Below are 18,426 nucleotides of genomic sequence, written 5' to 3' on the forward strand. Positions count from 1 at the left end.
GGGAGAATGCAATTCATAGATTTAATCTTATGCTATTATGCCCTTATTTGGTTTAGATATTTATACAACAATCCTTTAATTTATTGAAATAGGAATAGTTTCAAGCCACCAAACCACTAATAACGTATGAATAAATTAGATAAACCCATAAACTCTGAAGCCTTTATAAATTATTTTTACGCGCTCTATAGACATGGTGGTGAATGAATTAATGAAATCGACTGGATGTTATACGCTGATTTCATACTCTGATTCCGGAAACTATAATATGACGATAAGCCTTGTATTAAAAAATAAAAAGACAAGTAAAATAGAAGGTGATTATAAAAGCTTTGATTATTGGATGAAACAGTTTACGGTGATTACATTAGATCAAATAATAAGTCTTTATAGCTATTTAAGCATTAATAGGCCCAAGACAGTGTATGATGTTTAATAGAAAAGATTACTTCAATTTACACAATAACAAGAGTTCATACTTGTTATATAAAACATTTGTATAGTTTTAAATTTATTATAATTAATGAAGAAAATATTTGTCATATACCCTGGATTTTCTCATTACAGAGTTGGTATTATAGAGGCTCTTTTAGAATCAACCCAAAACCATTATGTATTTTTAGGGGACAAAAAAGGTTGGATGAATGTAAAGCCCTATGATTTTAAGGATTCAGCTGATTTCTTAGATTTTCCAGCCTATAAAATTGGTCCCTTCTACTTCAACAAAGGATTAATCCGTTATGTGATTTCTCAAAAACCCGGTGGTGTTATAGTACATGCCCCTCCGTATTGGATTTCTATTATTATTGCCTCGCTTATATTCAAAGTTAAAGGAGTAAAAGTTTTTAATTGGACGCATGGGGTTCTTACAAACCATAGAAATCTCAAGAATAAACTCTATTTTATTTTTTACAAATACTTTTTTGATGGCTTATTGCTCTATGGAAATTGCGCCAAACAAAATTTGATTAAATTAGGATTTAACAAAGAAAAAATAAAAGTCATTTATAATTCTTTGAATTATAAAGAGCAAATCAAATTAAGAGATACACTGACTGACAAAGAAAGACAGAGTATCAGGTCCAGTTTGTTTGATAATCCAAACAATGACCAACTTCTTTTCATTGGCAGACTCACAGTCCAGAAAAAATTACACTTACTTATAGAGGCAATCCACTTGCTAAAAGAGGAAAATATTTTTGTAAATCTTCTCTTTGTTGGAGATGGTGATCAAAAAGAGAAATTGCAATCTCAAGTAGATAAATACAAAATTGCCGATCAGATTCATTTTTACGGTGCTTCATACGATGAGATTCAAAATTGCAAATTAATCTCATCAAGTGATTGCTGTGTTGCACCTGGGGAGATTGGGTTGACCGCAATGCATTCATTGATGTTTGGTGTTCCAGTAATTTCTCATAACGACATGAACAAACAAATGCCAGAATTTGAGGCCATTGTACCCAATATTAATGGAGCACTTTTTAAATATGGCGATACGGTTGATCTAAAGGAACAAATAAAAACTGTTTTAAATCTTCGTAAAACCAAATCAAATTCGCAAATGAAAGAAGATTGTTATAAGATAATGGATGAGTACTATAACCCGAATTTTCAGATAAACCTTATTGATAACGTTTTTAATTGAAATTCGGGGTTGCCCATACTATAATTGTTAATCCTTGTTGTATGCTATATGGTATTCCAAAATATGTAATTCGTATTTGTAAGATTACTCTTTTATGAAATTTAGTATCTCGCCTCTTAATCGGAATTCTTGAGGTTATTATCCAAATTCTTGAGTCATCAACTAAATTCAATCTATGTTTGTGATTGGTAGACCCATTAAAATAATGAATTGAGATGTGTGCTTAAAATAATTAGGTCATTTATGATACGATTAGGGGTAATATTAATCAAGTCACCATCTACAGTAGAAAAATCAATTATTGATAAAAAATTTATCGCGAGATGACCTTTCTATACATATCACAAAGAGTGAACTATAGATTGAATTAAGCAGGAGAACATTATGAAACAAATTATACAATCATTTAGAACCGGAGAAACCATACTTGAAGAAGTACCTAAACCACAGGTAAAACCTGGTCATGTTTTAATTAGAACCACTAATACTTTGGTCTCGTTAGGAACAGAGCGCATGTTGGTTGAATTTGGAAAAGCCAGTCTTCTGCAAAAGGCCAAACAACAGCCGGATAAAGTTAAAGAGGTGCTTACCAAAGTAAAAACAGATGGATTAATGCCAACGGTTAATGCGGTTTTTAACAAGTTAGGCCAACCGCTACCAATGGGTTATTGCAATGTTGGAATTGTTGAAGAAGTTGGTAATGGAGTTGCCGACTTCAAAGTTGGAGATAGGGTTGCTTCTAATGGTTCTCATGCCGAATATGTTTGTATTCCAGAAAATTTGGTGGCTTCTATTCCTGATGATGTTACAGACCAAGAGGCTTGTTTTACTGTTATTGGTTCAATAGGGTTACAAGGCATTAGACTTCTTAATCCAACCTTGGGAGAAACAATTGTGGTTGTCGGTTTAGGTCTGATCGGACTTATTACAGCCCAGTTACTTAAAGCCAATGGTTGTAATGTTATTGGCTATGATCTTGACAATAACAAGGTAAATCTTGCTAATTCATTTGGGATTACAGCTTTTAATCCCAGGAAAGGCACGGATTCTGTTAAGTTTATTCTTGAAAAAACAAAAGGAATTGGTTGCGATGGAGTAGTTATAACGGCCTCAACAAAGTCTGATACGGTTATTTCAGATGCGGCTAAAATGTGTCGAAAGAAGGGTAGAATTGTTTTAGTAGGTGTGATTGGCCTAAATATTTCCAGGGCTGACTTCTATGAAAAAGAATTAAGTTTTCAAGTCTCCTGTTCTTATGGGCCTGGCAGATATGACCCAAATTATGAAGATAAAGGTCACGATTATCCAATAGAGTATGTTAGGTGGACTGAAAAACGAAATTTTGAAGCTGTATTAAATGCAATCTCAGATAAATCGATAAACGTTGAACCTTTAATTACTCAGAAAACACCTTTAGAAAAGTACTTGGAAGTATATGGTAATATGAGCGCTTCAGATGCAATTGCGAGCATATTAGAATATGAGAAAAACCCTGACAGTTCTACAACAATTGAAGTTTCTAAACCAAAAGCCTTTTCAAAATCAAAAGCAGTAATTGGAATTATTGGTGCTGGAAACTTTACAGGGATGACCTTATTGCCAATTCTAAAGAAAATAAATGCGGACGCAAGGTATATTATAAGTTCAAAAGGTTTGAGCGGAACCAGTTTGGCTAAAAAATATAGCATCGCCAAAAGTGGAACAAATTATACAGATGTATTAAAGGATCCGGAGGTTGACACCCTGATCATCACCACACGGCACAACCTTCACAGCCAAATGGTAATTGAAGGGTTGAAAGCGAATAAACATGTTTTTGTCGAAAAGCCTTTGGCAATAAATACAAGTGAATTAGATCTAATAGAGGAAACATATAAGGCTTCTTCCGGAAGCCTGATGGTAGGGTTTAATCGAAGGTTTTCCCCGCACATTGTCAAAATGAAATCTTTATTAGGCTCTACAGAAACTCCTATTAGTATTATAGCGACCATGAATGCTGGCTTTATCCCTGAAAATTCATGGGTTCATGATATGGCGATTGGTGGTGGACGAATTATTGGAGAGGCCTGTCATTATATTGATCTCTTGTCGTATTTAACTGGTAGCGAGGTAACTGCCGTATGTGCAAATTCCTTAGGTACAACACCCAAGGAGAATACAGATATCGCCAGCTTATTGTTAAAATTCCAAAATGGTTCAAATGGTGTGATCAATTACTTTTCTAATGGCTCCAAAAGTTATTCAAAGGAAAGGCTTGAAGTTTATTCTCAGGGGCGAATCCTTATTATGGATAATTTTCGTACTACCAAGGGTTACGGGTTTAACAATTTCTCGAAACTTAGAACGAAGATGGATAAAGGCCATAAGAATCAATTTAGTTCTTATTTAAAGAATATAAAAGAAGGCAATGATTCCCTTATAAGTTTTGAATCAATTATGAATACATCCAAAGCTTCAATTGCCGCAATTGATAGTTTAAAAAACAATACTTGGATTACAGTTGAATGATTTAATAACTTAACTTACTGCTATTGAATATTTTATCTTTAATCAATACCATTCAGAATATGGGTATGCGCTATACCCTATTTCGATTAGGTTACGAAATCCGCAGGAAAACAGGGCTTCTAAAATCTAAATTTCCTTCAAATCCTGATTTCCTTGAATGCCCTTTAACCTTGGATGAATGGAGGAAAAATGCTCCTAAGTTTTTCTTTGAAGCGAAGGAATCATTGGAAATACCCAGGATACAGCATCCCGGACTACAAGAAACTTTCAATAATATTCAGAATAATACCTACACCTTTTTCAGCAGAACAAAATTATCCTTGGGTAAAGACTTCGATTGGATAACAAATCCGGTGACAGGATATCAATATGAATTAAAACACTGGTCTAAAATAGTAGACCTGTCAAAAGAGGCAGGTGACATTAAATACGTTTGGGAGAAATCACGCTTTTCTTTCTTATACGATATTATTCGATATGATTATCACTTTGATACAGACTGTTCCAATTTGGTCTTCAGGGAAATAGAATCATTTTTGATTCATAATCCGATAAACCAGGGGCCAAACTACAGATGTAGCCAGGAAATTAGTCTAAGAATTCTAAATTGGACATTTGCCCTATACTATTACAGGAATTCCAATGAATTAACGGAAGAAAGGTTTAAATCTATAATGAATGCCATCTATTGGCAGTTACATCACGTGTACAATAATATTAACTTCTCCAGGATTGCGGTAAGAAATAATCACGCGCTTACCGAAACACTGATGCTCTTTTTAGGAGGGTTACTATTTCCATTTTTACCAAATACCAAAAAATGGTCAGAAAAAGGTAAAAAGTGGTTTCAGGAAGAGATCGCTTACCAGATATATGAAGATGGAACATTCCTCCAATTCTCTATGAATTATCATCGCGTTGCAATCCAATTGCTTACCTGGGGTATTAAACTGGCAGAACTCCATAAAGACGAATTTAATTCAACCGTATATGATAGAGCCGGAAAATCGTTAAACTATCTAAGAACATGTCAAGATCAAACAAGTGGAAAATTACCAAATTATGGAGCAAATGACGGGGCACTTTTCTTTAAACTTACAGATGACGACTATCGAGTTTATACTTCTCAAATTAACGATTTAAGTGCTGTTTTAAATAGGGAAGTTTCGGAACATAGTGAAAGTCAGTTGTGGTATGGCATTAAGAATTGCAAAATAGTACCTTTTGAACCAGAGGTGTTAGCGTCATATCCATTTGGTGGTCATTATGTTATAAATGATGGTTCTTCAAAAACTTTAGTAAAGTGTGCCAAATACAAGGACAGACCTGGACATGCAGATAATTTACATTTAGATATTTGGGTAGATGGCAACAATTATCTATGGGACCTCGGGTCTTATTTATATAATAATACTGAAAAAAAGTACGATAGATTTTTTGGTTATTCTTTTGGACACAATACAGTTTCAGTTGATAACAAAAATCAAATGTTGAAGGGAAGCAGGTTTATTTGGAATTATTGGAATAAAAAAGCGAAAGCAACATTGTCTGAAAAAGGAAACAGTTTCGAATTCGATGGCCAATTCACAGGTTTTCCAGAACTTGGAAATAAAATTATTCACAACAGAAAAGTGGTAAAGGCAAAGAAGCTAAATCAATGGGTGGTCACTGATACTATCAAAAATGCAGATGATTATGTATCTCAACTATATTGGCATTTTAATCCAAAAACATTTGATCAAATCAATATCAGCTGTATAGATGGATCAGGTAATATTTTAAATCCTAAAATAGAGGAAAAATGGTGTTCTAATTATTATGGAGAAATTGAACCCTCCATTAGATATACTTATTTTTCAAAAACTGGATTTAAAACTACATTAAAAATAAAGTAAGTATGAAAATTCTTTTAATCCATCAATATTTTTTAGGCAAAAATCAGGCAGGTGGAGCACGTTTTAATGAAATGACAAAAACATGGTCGGATGAAGGTCATGAAGTAACTGTATTAGCGGGTTATTCCATTTTAGCAAATAAAAATGATCCAGAACATGAAGGAAAAGGAAAATATGTCTTTCATGAGAAGGATTACTATAAAAATATCGATGTTTTTCGCTGCCATGTTTCTTCTGCTTATAACGTAAATTTCGCAGGAAGGTTATGGGCCTATTTTACATTTGTTTTTTCAAGTATTTGGGCAGGTTTATTCAGGGCTAAGGGGAAGTATGATGTACTCCTGGTATCCTCCCCGCCTTTATTTGTAGGCATTTCTGCATATGTTTTAGCCGTATTTAAGCGATTACCCTTAATATTTGAAGTAAGGGATCTTTGGCCCGAGTCTGCTATAGATACTGGTGTGATTAGCAATCCTTGGCTAATAAAATTTTCATACTGGTTTGAAAAGTCGATCTACAAAAAAGCAAAATTGGTCAATGTTTTGACGCCTGCGTTCAGGGAAAAACTTATAAATAAAAAGAATATACCTGCTGAAAAGATTATTTATATACCAAACGCAGCTGACTTTTCTCTGGCAGAAGAAGTAGCGGAAAATTTTGACGCTAAAAAATTTAGAAAAGAAGAAGGAATTGATGATAAATTTGTCGTAACATATATTGGGGCACATGGTATCGCAAATCATCTTATACAGCTAATAGATGCAGCCGAAAAATTACAGGATACGAATGTTTTAATTCAGTTAATAGGCGGTGGAATGACCAAAGATTCATTGATGAAGGAGGTGAAATCAAGGAATTTACAAAATGTACGCTTCGTAGACTCTGTACCGAAATCCAAAGCTTTCGAATATGTATTAGCGTCCGATCTTGGAACTTCCGTATTAAAGAAGGTTGATACCTTTAAGACCATTTATTCAAACAAAACATTTGACTATATGTCTTGTAAAAAACCTATTCTTTTAGCAATTGATGGTGTTTCCAGAAAACTGATCGAGGACGCCCAATGTGGTGTTTTTGCAGAACCCGAAAATGCTGATGATATAGCAGAGAAAATCCGGGGTTACCTCAGGGGAGACCACAATATCATTGAACAAGGTTTAAATGGGTATAATCATGCGAAAGAACATTTTGACAGACATAAATTGGCGCTTAAGTATTTGAATGAAATTAAAAAAGTAGCTCGTAAATAATACAGTGTTTCAAAAGAACCTGAACAGACAAATTCCTAATTTTAGAATAACAAAACATACCCGCCATGAAAAAGAAACTATTAGTCATTTTTGGTACCCGACCTGAAGCAATTAAAATGGCTCCTCTGGTTAAGGCATTGTACAATGAGAACGATTTCACAACTAAAGTTTGTGTCACTGCTCAGCATAGAGAAATGTTAGACCAGGTTCTGGAGTTTTTTGATATCACCCCTCAGTACGATTTGAATTTAATGCGTCCCGGACAAAATCTTTATGGTCTTACGGCGAATATAATTACTTCCTTGCAACCAGTTTTGGAAGACTTCAATCCAGACTATGTGTTTGTGCATGGAGATACTACCACAACAATGGGAGCCAGTATTGCGGCTTTTTACTCCGGCGCGAAAATATGTCACATCGAAGCAGGTTTACGGACCTACAATAAACAGTCTCCATTTCCTGAAGAAATTAACAGGACCCTGACAGGTCATTTAGCCGATTATCATTTTGCCCCTACCCAGAAGTCTTTCAATAATCTCGTTAAGGAAAATATTAAAAAAGAAAACATATGTATCACCGGCAATACAGTAATTGATGCACTTTTAGCAAGTATAGAAAAAGTAAATAAACTTGAGGATCCGGAAATTTTAAACCTGAAAAAAGTAATACAAAGTGACAGAATAATATTAGTTACCGGCCATAGACGTGAAAATCACGGAGAAGGCTTTATCCGCATTTGTGAAGCGCTTAAAAATATTGCCTCAAATAATAAGCATGTACAGATTATATATCCCGTTCACTTAAATCCCAAAGTACAAAAACCGGTTAAGGAAATATTAGGTGGTATCGCAAACATCTCTTTAATTGATCCCTTGAGTTACCCGGCCTTTGTTTGGTTAATGGATAAATCATATCTAATTATTACAGACAGTGGAGGTGTTCAGGAAGAAGCTCCTAGCTTAGGAAAACCAGTCCTAGTAATGAGAGATACAACAGAAAGGCCAGAGGCCGTTGATGCTGGTACTGTAATACTTGTTGGAACTGATAAGGATAAGATTATTAGTGAAGCCAACGACTTACTAAAGAATAAGGAAAAATATTCGAACATGAGCATGTTACATAATCCCTATGGTGATGGGCAGGCTTGCAAAAGAATTATAGAATACATTAAAGAACTTTAATTGATGAAAAATCCAGAAGTAGTTATAGTTGGACTCGGTTATATAGGTTTGCCAACCGCCGCCTTAGTTGCCCAAAAAGGGACCTACGTCCACGGAGTGGATATTAATCCTGGTGTTGTAAAAACAATCAACGAGGGTAAAATTCATATTGTAGAGCCAGATTTAGGGGATGTAGTTTCCAAAGCTGTTAAAAATGGTTTTTTAAATGCAAGTACTACAGCTGTAGCGGCAAATACATATCTTATTGTAGTACCAACTCCATTTAAAGATAAAAATGAACCGGACATATCATTTGTAGAGTCAGCTACAAAAAATCTTTTGCCTTTGTTGAAGAAAGGCGATACCTACATAATTGAATCTACTTCGCCAGTGGGTACCACCGAAAAAATGATGGCTCTTATTTATGAAAAAAGACCCGACTTAAAAGGGGAGTTATTCATTGCCTATTGCCCGGAACGCGTATTACCTGGTAATGTGATGTATGAACTCGTTAATAATGATCGTGTTATTGGAGGAATCGATGATAGAAGTACAAAAAAAGCTGTGGAGTTTTATAGAGAATATGTAACTGGTGAATTACATGAAACAAATGCTCGGACAGCAGAAATGTGCAAATTAGTTGAGAACTCATCTCGAGATGTGCAGATCGCTTTTGCAAATGAACTATCTCTGATCTGTGATAAAGCAAATATTGATGTTTGGGAACTAATCAGCTTAGCGAACAAACACCCAAGAGTGAACATATTACAGCCAGGTTGTGGAGTTGGAGGTCACTGTATCGCAGTCGATCCTTATTTCATCGTGGCGGATTATCCAATGGAATCCAGAATAATCGGAAAAGCAAGAGAGGTAAATAATTATAAATCCTTCTGGTGTGCTGAAAAAATTATTTCATCCAAGCTAGAATTTGAATTACGACAAGGGAGAAAACCGAGAATTGCACTACTGGGTTTGGCATTTAAACCGAACATTGATGATCTTAGAGAGTCCCCAGCCAAATATATTGTACAGCGAGTACTGCAAGCTTCCAACAATGAAGAATACTATATTGTAGAACCTAATATTGAAGATCACAACATATTTAAGATCACTGGTCTTAAAGAAGCCATCAAACAGGCTGATATTATCGCCCTACTAGTTGCCCATAATGAGTTTAAAGAACTCTCAAACCTGAAAAATAAAGTTGTATTAGATTTTTGTGGTGCGTTAAAATAATTATGGGTTTTACTTTAATTGTTAAAGACTAGGTTAGTTCGTTATATGATAGAAGTTATTCGAGAAAAAGATACTTGGAACGAACTTGTAAATAGTTGCCAATATTCAGATTCCTATCATACCTATGACTATCATCATGCGACCTTAGTCGAAGGGGAGGAACCTATATTAATTCACTATACTGAAAAAGGTAATTCAATTCTTCTACCATTACTTATCAGAGATATAGAATTCTCAAAATACAAAGACGCAACTTCAGTATACGGTTATGGCGGACCTATTGCCAGTGAAGCCTTTGAATATTTTGACCTGAAATTATTTCAGAAAGAGTTAAGGGCATGTTTTATTGAACTAAATCTTTTAACAGTTTTTCTACGATTAAACCCATTTATTCCATCTCAGGATATTTTTCTGCATCAATTAGGTGTCATAGAGACAATCGGCAATATATTGTTTATAGATGTCAAAGAATCAATCGATGAACAAATCAAGGGCTATCACAGAAGACTACGAACCTATGTCAATACATTTCGAAACATATACCTAGTTAAAAAAGCTTCGACTCCTAGCGAAATAGAATCTTTTATTGAAGCGTATTACCAGACAATGAATCGAGTAAATGCAAAAAAGGAATACTTTTTTTCAAAAACATATTTTAATGAATTGATTAAGAGTTCTCAATTCGAAACTGAAGTTTTACTTGCCATATGCAGAAAAACGGATGAAGTTGCCGGAGGCGCTATGTTTTTGAAAAAAGAAGGTATTATACAATATCATCTTTCTGGCACCAATAATTCGTTTTTAAATTCTAACCCTCTTAAATTACTAATTGATGAGATGAGGATTATAGGAACGCAGGAGAATTATAATTTCTTCAATCTCGGCGGTGGAGTTGGTGCTAAAGAAGATTCGTTATTTTATTTTAAATCAGGATTTTCTAATCATACGCTACCATTCAAGGTTTGGAAATATATAATCAATCAAAAAAAATACGATGAGCTGGTATCTCAAAGAAATGTTATTGCCAACTCAAAATATAATTCATCATTTTTTCCCAGCTACAGATTTAATCAGTTTTGAACCAGCAAATTCTTTTTGAAAACAGGGACCTGGATACGTATTTGACTTTTGTGAGTTATTCTGATTAAATTTGGACTTGAAGCATATCAACCAACAATAAACCAAATTATGAAGATTCTCTACATCCACCAGTATTTCAAAACCCCAAAACAATATGGCGCTACCCGCTCATATTGGATTAGTCAAAGTTTGATAGCTAAGGGACATAAAGTAACCATGTTATGTTCAGATCCCTTGGGAGAAATTCAAAAAGGCATAGAGCGTGTACATGTTGATGGAATAGATGTCATATACATAAAAGTACCATATGATCAAAAAATGAGTGTCTTTAGAAGGTTACTAGCCTTTATCATTTTTATGTTCAGATCCGCCAGAGTGGCATTTCAAGAAAAAAATGTAGACCTGGTTTTTGCCTCCTCAGTTCCTCTTACAATAGGTTTTCCTGCATTATTCCTAAAAAAATTTAAAAAGATTCCTTACTTCTTTGAGGTTCGAAACCTTTGGCCCGAAGTGCCCATTCAAATGGGAGCCTTGAATAATAAGTTGGTTAAAAAAATCGCGATTTGGTTTGAGAAAACCATCTATAAAAATGCTTTACACATCATTGCGCTTTCACCGGGCATAGTGGAAGGAGTTATGAAACGGAACATACCGCCAAGTAAAATATCTATGATCCCAAATATGTCCAAAATAGATAATTTTGGTAATCGCCCGCCTGATTTTAAAATCGGAGATAAGTACGGACTAAAGAAAGATTCTTTTAAGGTAATTTATTTTGGTGCTATGGGCATAGCTAACGGATTGAATTACATCATCAAGGCCATTGAGCTATTGAAAAATGATCAAAATATTGAATTTATTTTGATAGGCCGTGGAGCTTTAAAGACTTCTCTGGAAGAAAAATGTAATAGTATGGGTTTAAAAAATGTCTATGTTTTAGAAGGCCTTCCTATGAAAGAACTTTCCGAAATTGTAAATATTTGCGATGTTTCCTTAGTTACCTACTCCAATATTCCTGTATTCGAAACTCATTCCCCCAATAAACTTTTTGACTCCTTTTCTGCGGGTAAACCGGTTATTACAAATACTCCAGGATGGATTAAAGGTCTGGTTACTGATAATAATTGTGGGTTGTTTGCCAATCCCGAAAAATCAGAAGATTTAGTAAAACAGATTCTTTTCCTTAAAGAGAATCCGGAAAAATGTATTCTGATGGGTAAAAATTCAAGGAAACTAGCCGAAACTAAATTTGATAAATCTATTCTATGCGAAGAGATTGTTAATACAATAGAAAGTATATCAAAATGAAAAATTAAACTGAACTATATATTTTGGCAATTAAACGAGGATAGTTTAATCCTAAAAACGAAAACTGTATAATTGCCACAAATCTGAAATTTAAACTTTATTAAACAAAGAATAAAAGTTATGGCGTCCACCACATTATACGAATCTTATATAAAAAGGGGTGGGGACTTTTTGTCCTCTTTAATAGCCCTAATACTCCTATCCCCAATTTTAAGTACTTTAATCGTACTGTTATTGTTTGCCAACAATGGCAAGCCATTTTTCTTTCAAAAAAGACCCGGGAAAAATGAGAAAATCTTTACCATCATCAAATTTAAAACGATGAATGACAAGAAAGATAAAAACGGTGAACTTCTACCAGCTGCACAACGTGTCACCAAAGTTGGACAATTTGTTCGAAAATATTCCCTTGACGAACTACTACAATTGGTTAATGTTCTTATAGGCGACATGTCCATCGTTGGGCCGAGACCATTATTAATTGCCTATCTTCCATTATATAACAAGGAACAGGCTAAGCGTCATTTAGTTAAGCCGGGCATCACTGGTTGGGCACAAGTTAATGGACGTAACGTTCTTTCAATGGAAGAAAAGTTTGTTTATGATGTATGGTATGTTAATCATATTAGCTTTGCCACTGATATTAAAATCCTAATGAAAACTGTATTAAAGGTATTTAAATCAGATGACATAGATATGGTAGGAGCAGATCCGTATAAACAATGGCAGGGAAACCTGGAATAACACATAAGAATTATAATTATTGGCTGGCCAAATTTTATTATTTTATCAAGATGAGCATATCAGAAGCTGATAAAATATTTGATGTTTAATCTGTTTTTCAAAAAGATTACACATCGCATCGATGGTTTTTAAATCCTGGAAATACTTCGAGGTTGATTCTTTAAAAGTACTTCTAAAATGATCCAAGATTTGAATACTAATCCATAAGACTTTCCGTGATTTATCAACTATTATTGTACAATAAAATACCGTCGATTCATTCTTATCATACTTGCTCGAATTAAATTGATTTCACATTTCAATTGACATTCTAAGTAAATAGGTTAAAGATGGATTCGTTATAAAAATGAATTTTTTAATTATAATTAAAATATTATACCGTTTGAAAGATGATCTGGTTCAGAAATAACAAGTAATGGTCGATATTTCATGGTTTTTATCTTAAAAATCAGCGAAAGTCAAAATGAATTTGTTTTTTTGTCAGGCATACTTAGGTATAGTTTGTGTAAGCGCTGATAAGCTTAGTTAATCGTTTTATAATAGTATCACTTAAAAATAACTACCACTTTAAAAAAATGATTCAATAATGAAAAGAGAATATTTGGAAAAAGTAAAAACTATTGATGGTACCATAGACACCTTATATGAGTGTCTGGCAGGTGAATCAGGCGAACCGAGAAATTGGGAATTATATCGCTTTTTATATCATCCGAACAGCAAAATGATTCGGTATGAAGAGGATTTCACAGATGGTGAATTTCGACCTCAATATATGTCTCCCTATGATTTCACATCTTCAATAGGAAAGTATATGGAGAAGATTAAAAAAACAGGCTTCTACGAAAGGGAAATTCATAAAATAAAAAAAGTGTTTGGTCCTATAGCTCATGTTTGGAGCACATGTGAGTCTTTTGGAAGCAAAGAGGATATGGAAAATGATAATCCCTACGTCAGAAATGTCCACAGCATACAAATGGCATACTATCAAGACAGATGGTGGATTATTAATTTGTTTTGGTATCGTGAGACAGAAGAGTTTCCAATTCCGAATGAGTTCCTAGGTCTGGATTAATGGCTCAGGCATAATAAATATTAATTAGTATATCACAGGTAGCTAAATTTAAAATCAATAATGGAAGACAAATATTTAAAGAGTGTAGAGTCGATAGATAGTATAATCGACACAAATTATATCATCCTGGGAGGAGAACAAGGGGAGCCAAGGGATTGGGAACTTTATAAATTTTTATTTCACCCTGATGGGAGGTTAATTCGATACGAGAAATCCCTTACAGATGGAGTATTGAGACCACAGTTTCTAACTGTTGACGATTATATTAATACCACTGGAAAATGGTTGGATTCAGGAAGAAAGTCTGCATTTTACGAAAATGAAGCTCACAAAGAAGTTCACGCCTTTGGAAATATTGCACAGGTATTTAGCACCTATCAATCTTTCAATAGTAAAGAGGAAATGGCTGAGAATAAAATACATGCCAGAGGTATCAATAGTTTTCAATTGCTCTTTGATGAAGATAGATGGTGGATTTTGAACCTATTTTGGGCTAGGGAAACCCCGGAACTTCCTATCCCGGATAAGTTTTTAGGAAAGTTGTAGAGCTTAGTATGCCTCAAAAGTTTTATAAAACTTTTTCTAAGAAATTGATGGCTATAGGTTCTTACTAAAGCTTTATTTGAAAATAGTTTTCTGATATGATAAAGATTAATTTAATTGAGTATTTCGAAAATACGGTTGACTTATTTCCTGATAAAATAGCAATCGTTGACAGTACTTCTCAAATTACATTTGATCAGTTAAGGCAAAAAGCTAAACTTATTGCGACCCACATAACGAAAGAGACCAATGCTATCAACAAACCGGTTGCAATTTACCTGCCTAAAGCCAATGAAACCCTGGCTTCCTTTATTGGGACCCTTTACAGCGGAAACTGCTATACACCGCTTGACACAAAGAACCCACTTCCTAGAATTGAAGCAATTTTAAGGGCATTACATCCAGCATGCATAATCACAAATGATAAGTACATCACCCAGTTAAAAGAACTTAATTTAGATTTTCCAATTATCAACCTCGATGAATTGGAGAAGGGGGAGGATGTAGACGAAAAATTCAATTATATCAAATGCATTGATACCGATCCTGCATATATTTTACACACCTCAGGATCTACAGGTGTGCCCAAAGGTGTGGTCATATCTCATTTATCAATTATTGATTATATCAATTGGGTGGTTGACACCTTTGACATCACTGAGAATGAAAAAGTCGGAAATCAGACCCCATTTATATTTGATATGTCCACCCTGGATATATATCTGATGATATTCAAAGGTGCTACCCTGTATTTGATTCCTGAACAGAAATTTATTTTTCCCGCTACTTTACTGGATTATATCAATGAGAACAAGATAAATTTTATCTTCTGGGTGCCATCGGTTTACGTCAATATAGCTAATCTCAAGCTCTTTACTTCCATAAAAATTCCTACGGTAAAAAAAGTTCTTTATGGTGGGGAAGTGATGCCGCCTAAACATTTAAATTATTGGATAAGGAATTTAAATAAAAATGTTATTTATGGAAACATGTATGGTCCTACTGAAATTACAGGAACATGTGTCTACCATATTGTTAGCGATACCGTAGATGAAGATGAGTCTTTGCCCATTGGGAAGCCTTGCAGGAACACGGATATATTGGTTTTGAATGAAAAAGATGAACTTTGTCAAGTTGGAGAAAAAGGTGAATTATGCGTTCGAGGATCTTCCCTTGCCCTTGGTTATTGGAACAACTTAGAAAAAACTAACGCGGTTTTTGTACAAAATCCTTTAAATAACGCAGTTCCTGAAAGAATATACAGAACCGGGGATATCGTTTACTTAAATGAAAAAGGTGAGTACATCTATATAGGAAGAAAGGACTTTCAAATAAAGTTATCCGGATACAGAATAGATTTGGGGGAGATAGAACATCATATTTTAAGTGTATTTGATACGATCAATGCTGGGGTATTCTTTGACAAAGCAAAAAATGAAATTGTCCTGATCTATGAATCTGAAAAAGAAATACCGGTTAAAGATTTCAGACTAAAGCTCACAAAAGTGTTATCTAAACATATGATTCCATCAAAATATATTAAAATGGATATCTTACCTAAATCAACAACGGGTAAGATTGATAGAGCTTTACTCAATAAAAAAATAAATAATACCTGATCTTCTTCGTTTGGAAGTATCTTGTTTAAAAAAAAATTTAAGTTGAAGGAAAAAATATTAGAAATACTCTCGGAGATCAGACCTGAATTTGACTTTGAAAATTCTACTGATTTTATTGGAGAAGGGATGTTAGATTCTTTTGATATAGTGAGTTTAGTTGCTTCTCTGGATGAAGAATTTGGAATTTCAATTGACGGAACGGAGATTTTACCTGAAAATTTTTCCGATGTCGATAGCATTTATCATTTACTAATCAAAAATGGTGTCACAAAATGAACCTAAAGTTTCACAAGAAGAAAATTACCGGCATCCTTACGGTTTTACCGGAAAATGAAGTCAATTTTGACGATGAGATCGACAATTATGATTTCTCGAGAGGACAATCGATGAAACTCAAACTAATCATGGGATATGGCAAACGCAGGGTTGTCAAAGAAGGGACAACAGCCTCGGACCTATGTATTTTTGGGTTGAATTACCTTTTTGATAATAATTTTTTAAAAAAAGATGAAATCGATGCCATTATCTTAGTCACGCAGTCCCCTGATCATTTTGTACCTGCCACCAGCCACATTATTCAAGGTAAACTGGATTTAAAGCAGGACATGGTCTGCCTGGACATTAATCAGGCCTGTTCAGGATATCCCATAGGCCTTAATCAGGCTTTTATGTTGTTAGACCAGGAGGAGATAAACAAAGTGGTGGTACTGAATGCTGATACCATGAGTTATAAGGTATCTCACAAAGATCGCGGAAGTAGACCATTAACAGGTGATGCAGCGTCGATTACGATCGTTGAAAACGATTCTTCGGATAGTGTAATCTATGGATCTGTGTATGTTGACGGAAAAGGCGCCGATGCCCTCATAATTCCTGCCGGTGGCTTTAGAATACCTTCAACCGCAAAAACTGCAAAATTAGAAACAGATGAGAGTGGGAACTCCAGGGCTTTGGATCACCTGGTTATGAAAGGTGACGACGTGTTTAATTTTGTTCAAAAAGAAGTCCCTCCCATGGTTGATAACCTATTAGTTAAGGCAGATAAACATAAGGATGATATAGACTATTATATGTTTCATCAACCGAATAAGTTTATGTTAAAAAAATTAGCTGATAAAATGGGTATTCCTTATGATAAAATGCCCAATAATGTTGTAGAAAATTTTGGCAATGCCAGTGGGGTTTCCATACCTACTGCAATTACGCATAATATAGGTGATAAACTAATGGAAGGCACCCTATTATTATTTTTGGCGGGATTTGGAGCTGGTTTGAGCTGGGCATCTCTGCTTATGAAGATGGGCAATTTAGACTTTTGTAATACAATTGAATTTAAAAATTAGGCTATGGACAATTTTCAATCTTCTATTGCAGAAATACTTGAAGTAGATTCTGTTGAACTAACTGATGAACTTGAATCCTTCGATGCCTGGGACTCATTAGCGGTTTTATCTATTATTGCGCTTAGTGACTCGGAATATAATGTACCTCTGTCAGCACAGGAAATCAATGACTCTAAAACTATTGAGGGGCTAAAAAGTCTTATTCAAGGAAAAAAATAGAGGAGCAGAGGTCCTTCTAAATTCCTGCTAAAAATAATTAAATCGCTTCTGAGGTTACTTTGTTGTAAATTAGCTCAAAGCCTCTTATAATTTATTAAAGACCAATTTATGAGAAATGTAATTATACTTGGAGCCGGGGGAGCCGGTGCAGAAGTGACCTTTTATATTGAAGATCACAACTCCAAAGTGGGACCGGAAGACCAAATTACCATTAAAGGATATTTGGACGATTCCAAGGAAAATTGGAAAAAATATAACTTTCAGGCACCTCATCTAGGAAATATTCATACCTACTCCCAAGCTGATGGGGAAGAGTTGCTGATCGCCGTCGGAAGCATGGATTCCAGAAAAAAATTAATCGATATAATCAAAGAGAAGAATATTGTCGTTGGGAGTTTTATTCACCATAGTGTGGTGATGCCAGAAAATTTAGATATAGGTATTGGTAATATCGTTTTTCCTTTTTGTATTCTTGAAAAATACGCCACTATTGGTAATTATAATTTTCTTACCTCCTACTGTTTCATTAGCCATGATTGTATTGTAGGTGACAATAATTTTTTATCCATAGCAGGACTTGCCGGATCAGTAAAAGTGGGAGACAATAATTATTTTGGATTGAGGTCTACGGTAATTCCAGGAATAGAAATTGGCAATAATAATGTTGTTCAAGCAGGAATGTTGGTGGATAAAAACATTAAAGATGATACTACAGTTTTCTATCGTTTTAAAGAAAAGGTAATGGCCATCCCTAAAATGTAATCCTTTAATTAATTAAATACTGGGCTTTTTAATACATCC

General features: G+C 34.5%; 16 protein-coding genes. All 16 read left to right on the forward strand.

Annotated features, from left to right (window positions below; translation table 11 throughout):
• The first annotated feature begins 523 nt into the window (after positions 1–523).
• The 16 genes from ACA086_RS10960 (at position 524) to ACA086_RS11035 (ending at position 18,387) form a co-directional block, all read left to right on the forward strand.
• Positions 524–1,648, forward strand: coding sequence for a glycosyltransferase (locus ACA086_RS10960; protein WP_371003351.1), 1,125 nt, complete (start codon positions 524–526; stop codon positions 1,646–1,648).
• Between the two features lie 384 nt (positions 1,649–2,032).
• Entirely contained in the window at positions 2,033–4,156 is a 2,124-nt protein-coding gene (locus tag ACA086_RS10965; RefSeq protein ID WP_371003352.1) for a bi-domain-containing oxidoreductase, read from the forward strand.
• Between the two features lie 65 nt (positions 4,157–4,221).
• Complete coding sequence (locus ACA086_RS10970) at positions 4,222–6,051, forward strand: alginate lyase family protein (RefSeq protein ID WP_371003354.1); 1,830 nt, start codon at positions 4,222–4,224, stop codon at positions 6,049–6,051.
• 2 nt (positions 6,052–6,053) lie between these two features.
• Complete coding sequence (locus tag ACA086_RS10975) at positions 6,054–7,301, forward strand: glycosyltransferase family 4 protein (protein ID WP_371003355.1); 1,248 nt, start codon at positions 6,054–6,056, stop codon at positions 7,299–7,301.
• Between the two features lie 65 nt (positions 7,302–7,366).
• Positions 7,367–8,482, forward strand: a complete 1,116-nt coding sequence (wecB, locus tag ACA086_RS10980; RefSeq protein WP_371003357.1) for a non-hydrolyzing UDP-N-acetylglucosamine 2-epimerase — start codon at positions 7,367–7,369, stop codon at positions 8,480–8,482.
• A 3-nt stretch (positions 8,483–8,485) separates the two neighbouring features.
• Positions 8,486–9,697 carry a UDP-N-acetyl-D-mannosamine dehydrogenase gene (gene wecC / locus ACA086_RS10985; protein ID WP_371003358.1) on the forward strand — a complete coding sequence of 404 codons (1,212 nt, stop codon included), beginning with the start codon at positions 8,486–8,488 and terminating at the stop codon, positions 9,695–9,697.
• 45 nt (positions 9,698–9,742) lie between these two features.
• Positions 9,743–10,777 (forward strand): GNAT family N-acetyltransferase, encoded by a 1,035-nt coding sequence (locus tag ACA086_RS10990; protein WP_371003359.1) that lies wholly within the window; start codon positions 9,743–9,745, stop codon positions 10,775–10,777.
• Positions 10,778–10,885: 108 nt separating this feature from the next.
• Positions 10,886–12,085 (forward strand): glycosyltransferase family 4 protein, encoded by a 1,200-nt coding sequence (locus tag ACA086_RS10995; protein WP_371003360.1) that lies wholly within the window; start codon positions 10,886–10,888, stop codon positions 12,083–12,085.
• Between the two features lie 120 nt (positions 12,086–12,205).
• Positions 12,206–12,829 carry a sugar transferase gene (locus tag ACA086_RS11000; RefSeq protein WP_371003361.1) on the forward strand — a complete coding sequence of 208 codons (624 nt, stop codon included), beginning with the start codon at positions 12,206–12,208 and terminating at the stop codon, positions 12,827–12,829.
• 586 nt (positions 12,830–13,415) lie between these two features.
• Positions 13,416–13,901, forward strand: a complete 486-nt coding sequence (locus ACA086_RS11005) for a hypothetical protein (protein ID WP_371003362.1) — start codon at positions 13,416–13,418, stop codon at positions 13,899–13,901.
• Between the two features lie 60 nt (positions 13,902–13,961).
• Entirely contained in the window at positions 13,962–14,447 is a 486-nt protein-coding gene (locus ACA086_RS11010; RefSeq protein ID WP_371003363.1) for a hypothetical protein, read from the forward strand.
• 95 nt (positions 14,448–14,542) lie between these two features.
• Positions 14,543–16,063, forward strand: coding sequence for an amino acid adenylation domain-containing protein (locus ACA086_RS11015; protein WP_371003364.1), 1,521 nt, complete (start codon positions 14,543–14,545; stop codon positions 16,061–16,063).
• A gap of 42 nt (positions 16,064–16,105) precedes the next feature.
• Positions 16,106–16,339 (forward strand): acyl carrier protein, encoded by a 234-nt coding sequence (locus ACA086_RS11020; protein ID WP_371003365.1) that lies wholly within the window; start codon positions 16,106–16,108, stop codon positions 16,337–16,339.
• Positions 16,336–17,406 carry a 3-oxoacyl-ACP synthase III family protein gene (locus tag ACA086_RS11025; RefSeq protein ID WP_371003366.1) on the forward strand — a complete coding sequence of 357 codons (1,071 nt, stop codon included), beginning with the start codon at positions 16,336–16,338 and terminating at the stop codon, positions 17,404–17,406. Before ACA086_RS11020 ends, ACA086_RS11025 begins: the two co-directional genes overlap by 4 nt.
• A gap of 3 nt (positions 17,407–17,409) precedes the next feature.
• On the forward strand, positions 17,410–17,625 hold the full coding sequence (locus tag ACA086_RS11030) for an acyl carrier protein (RefSeq protein WP_371003368.1): 216 nt from the start codon (positions 17,410–17,412) through the stop codon (positions 17,623–17,625).
• A gap of 108 nt (positions 17,626–17,733) precedes the next feature.
• On the forward strand, positions 17,734–18,387 hold the full coding sequence (locus ACA086_RS11035) for an acetyltransferase (protein WP_371003369.1): 654 nt from the start codon (positions 17,734–17,736) through the stop codon (positions 18,385–18,387).
• Positions 18,388–18,426: the final 39 nt, after the last annotated feature.

The sequence above is a fragment of the Muriicola sp. E247 genome (assembly GCF_041358175.1).
In the GTDB taxonomy this organism is placed as follows: domain Bacteria; phylum Bacteroidota; class Bacteroidia; order Flavobacteriales; family Flavobacteriaceae; genus Muriicola.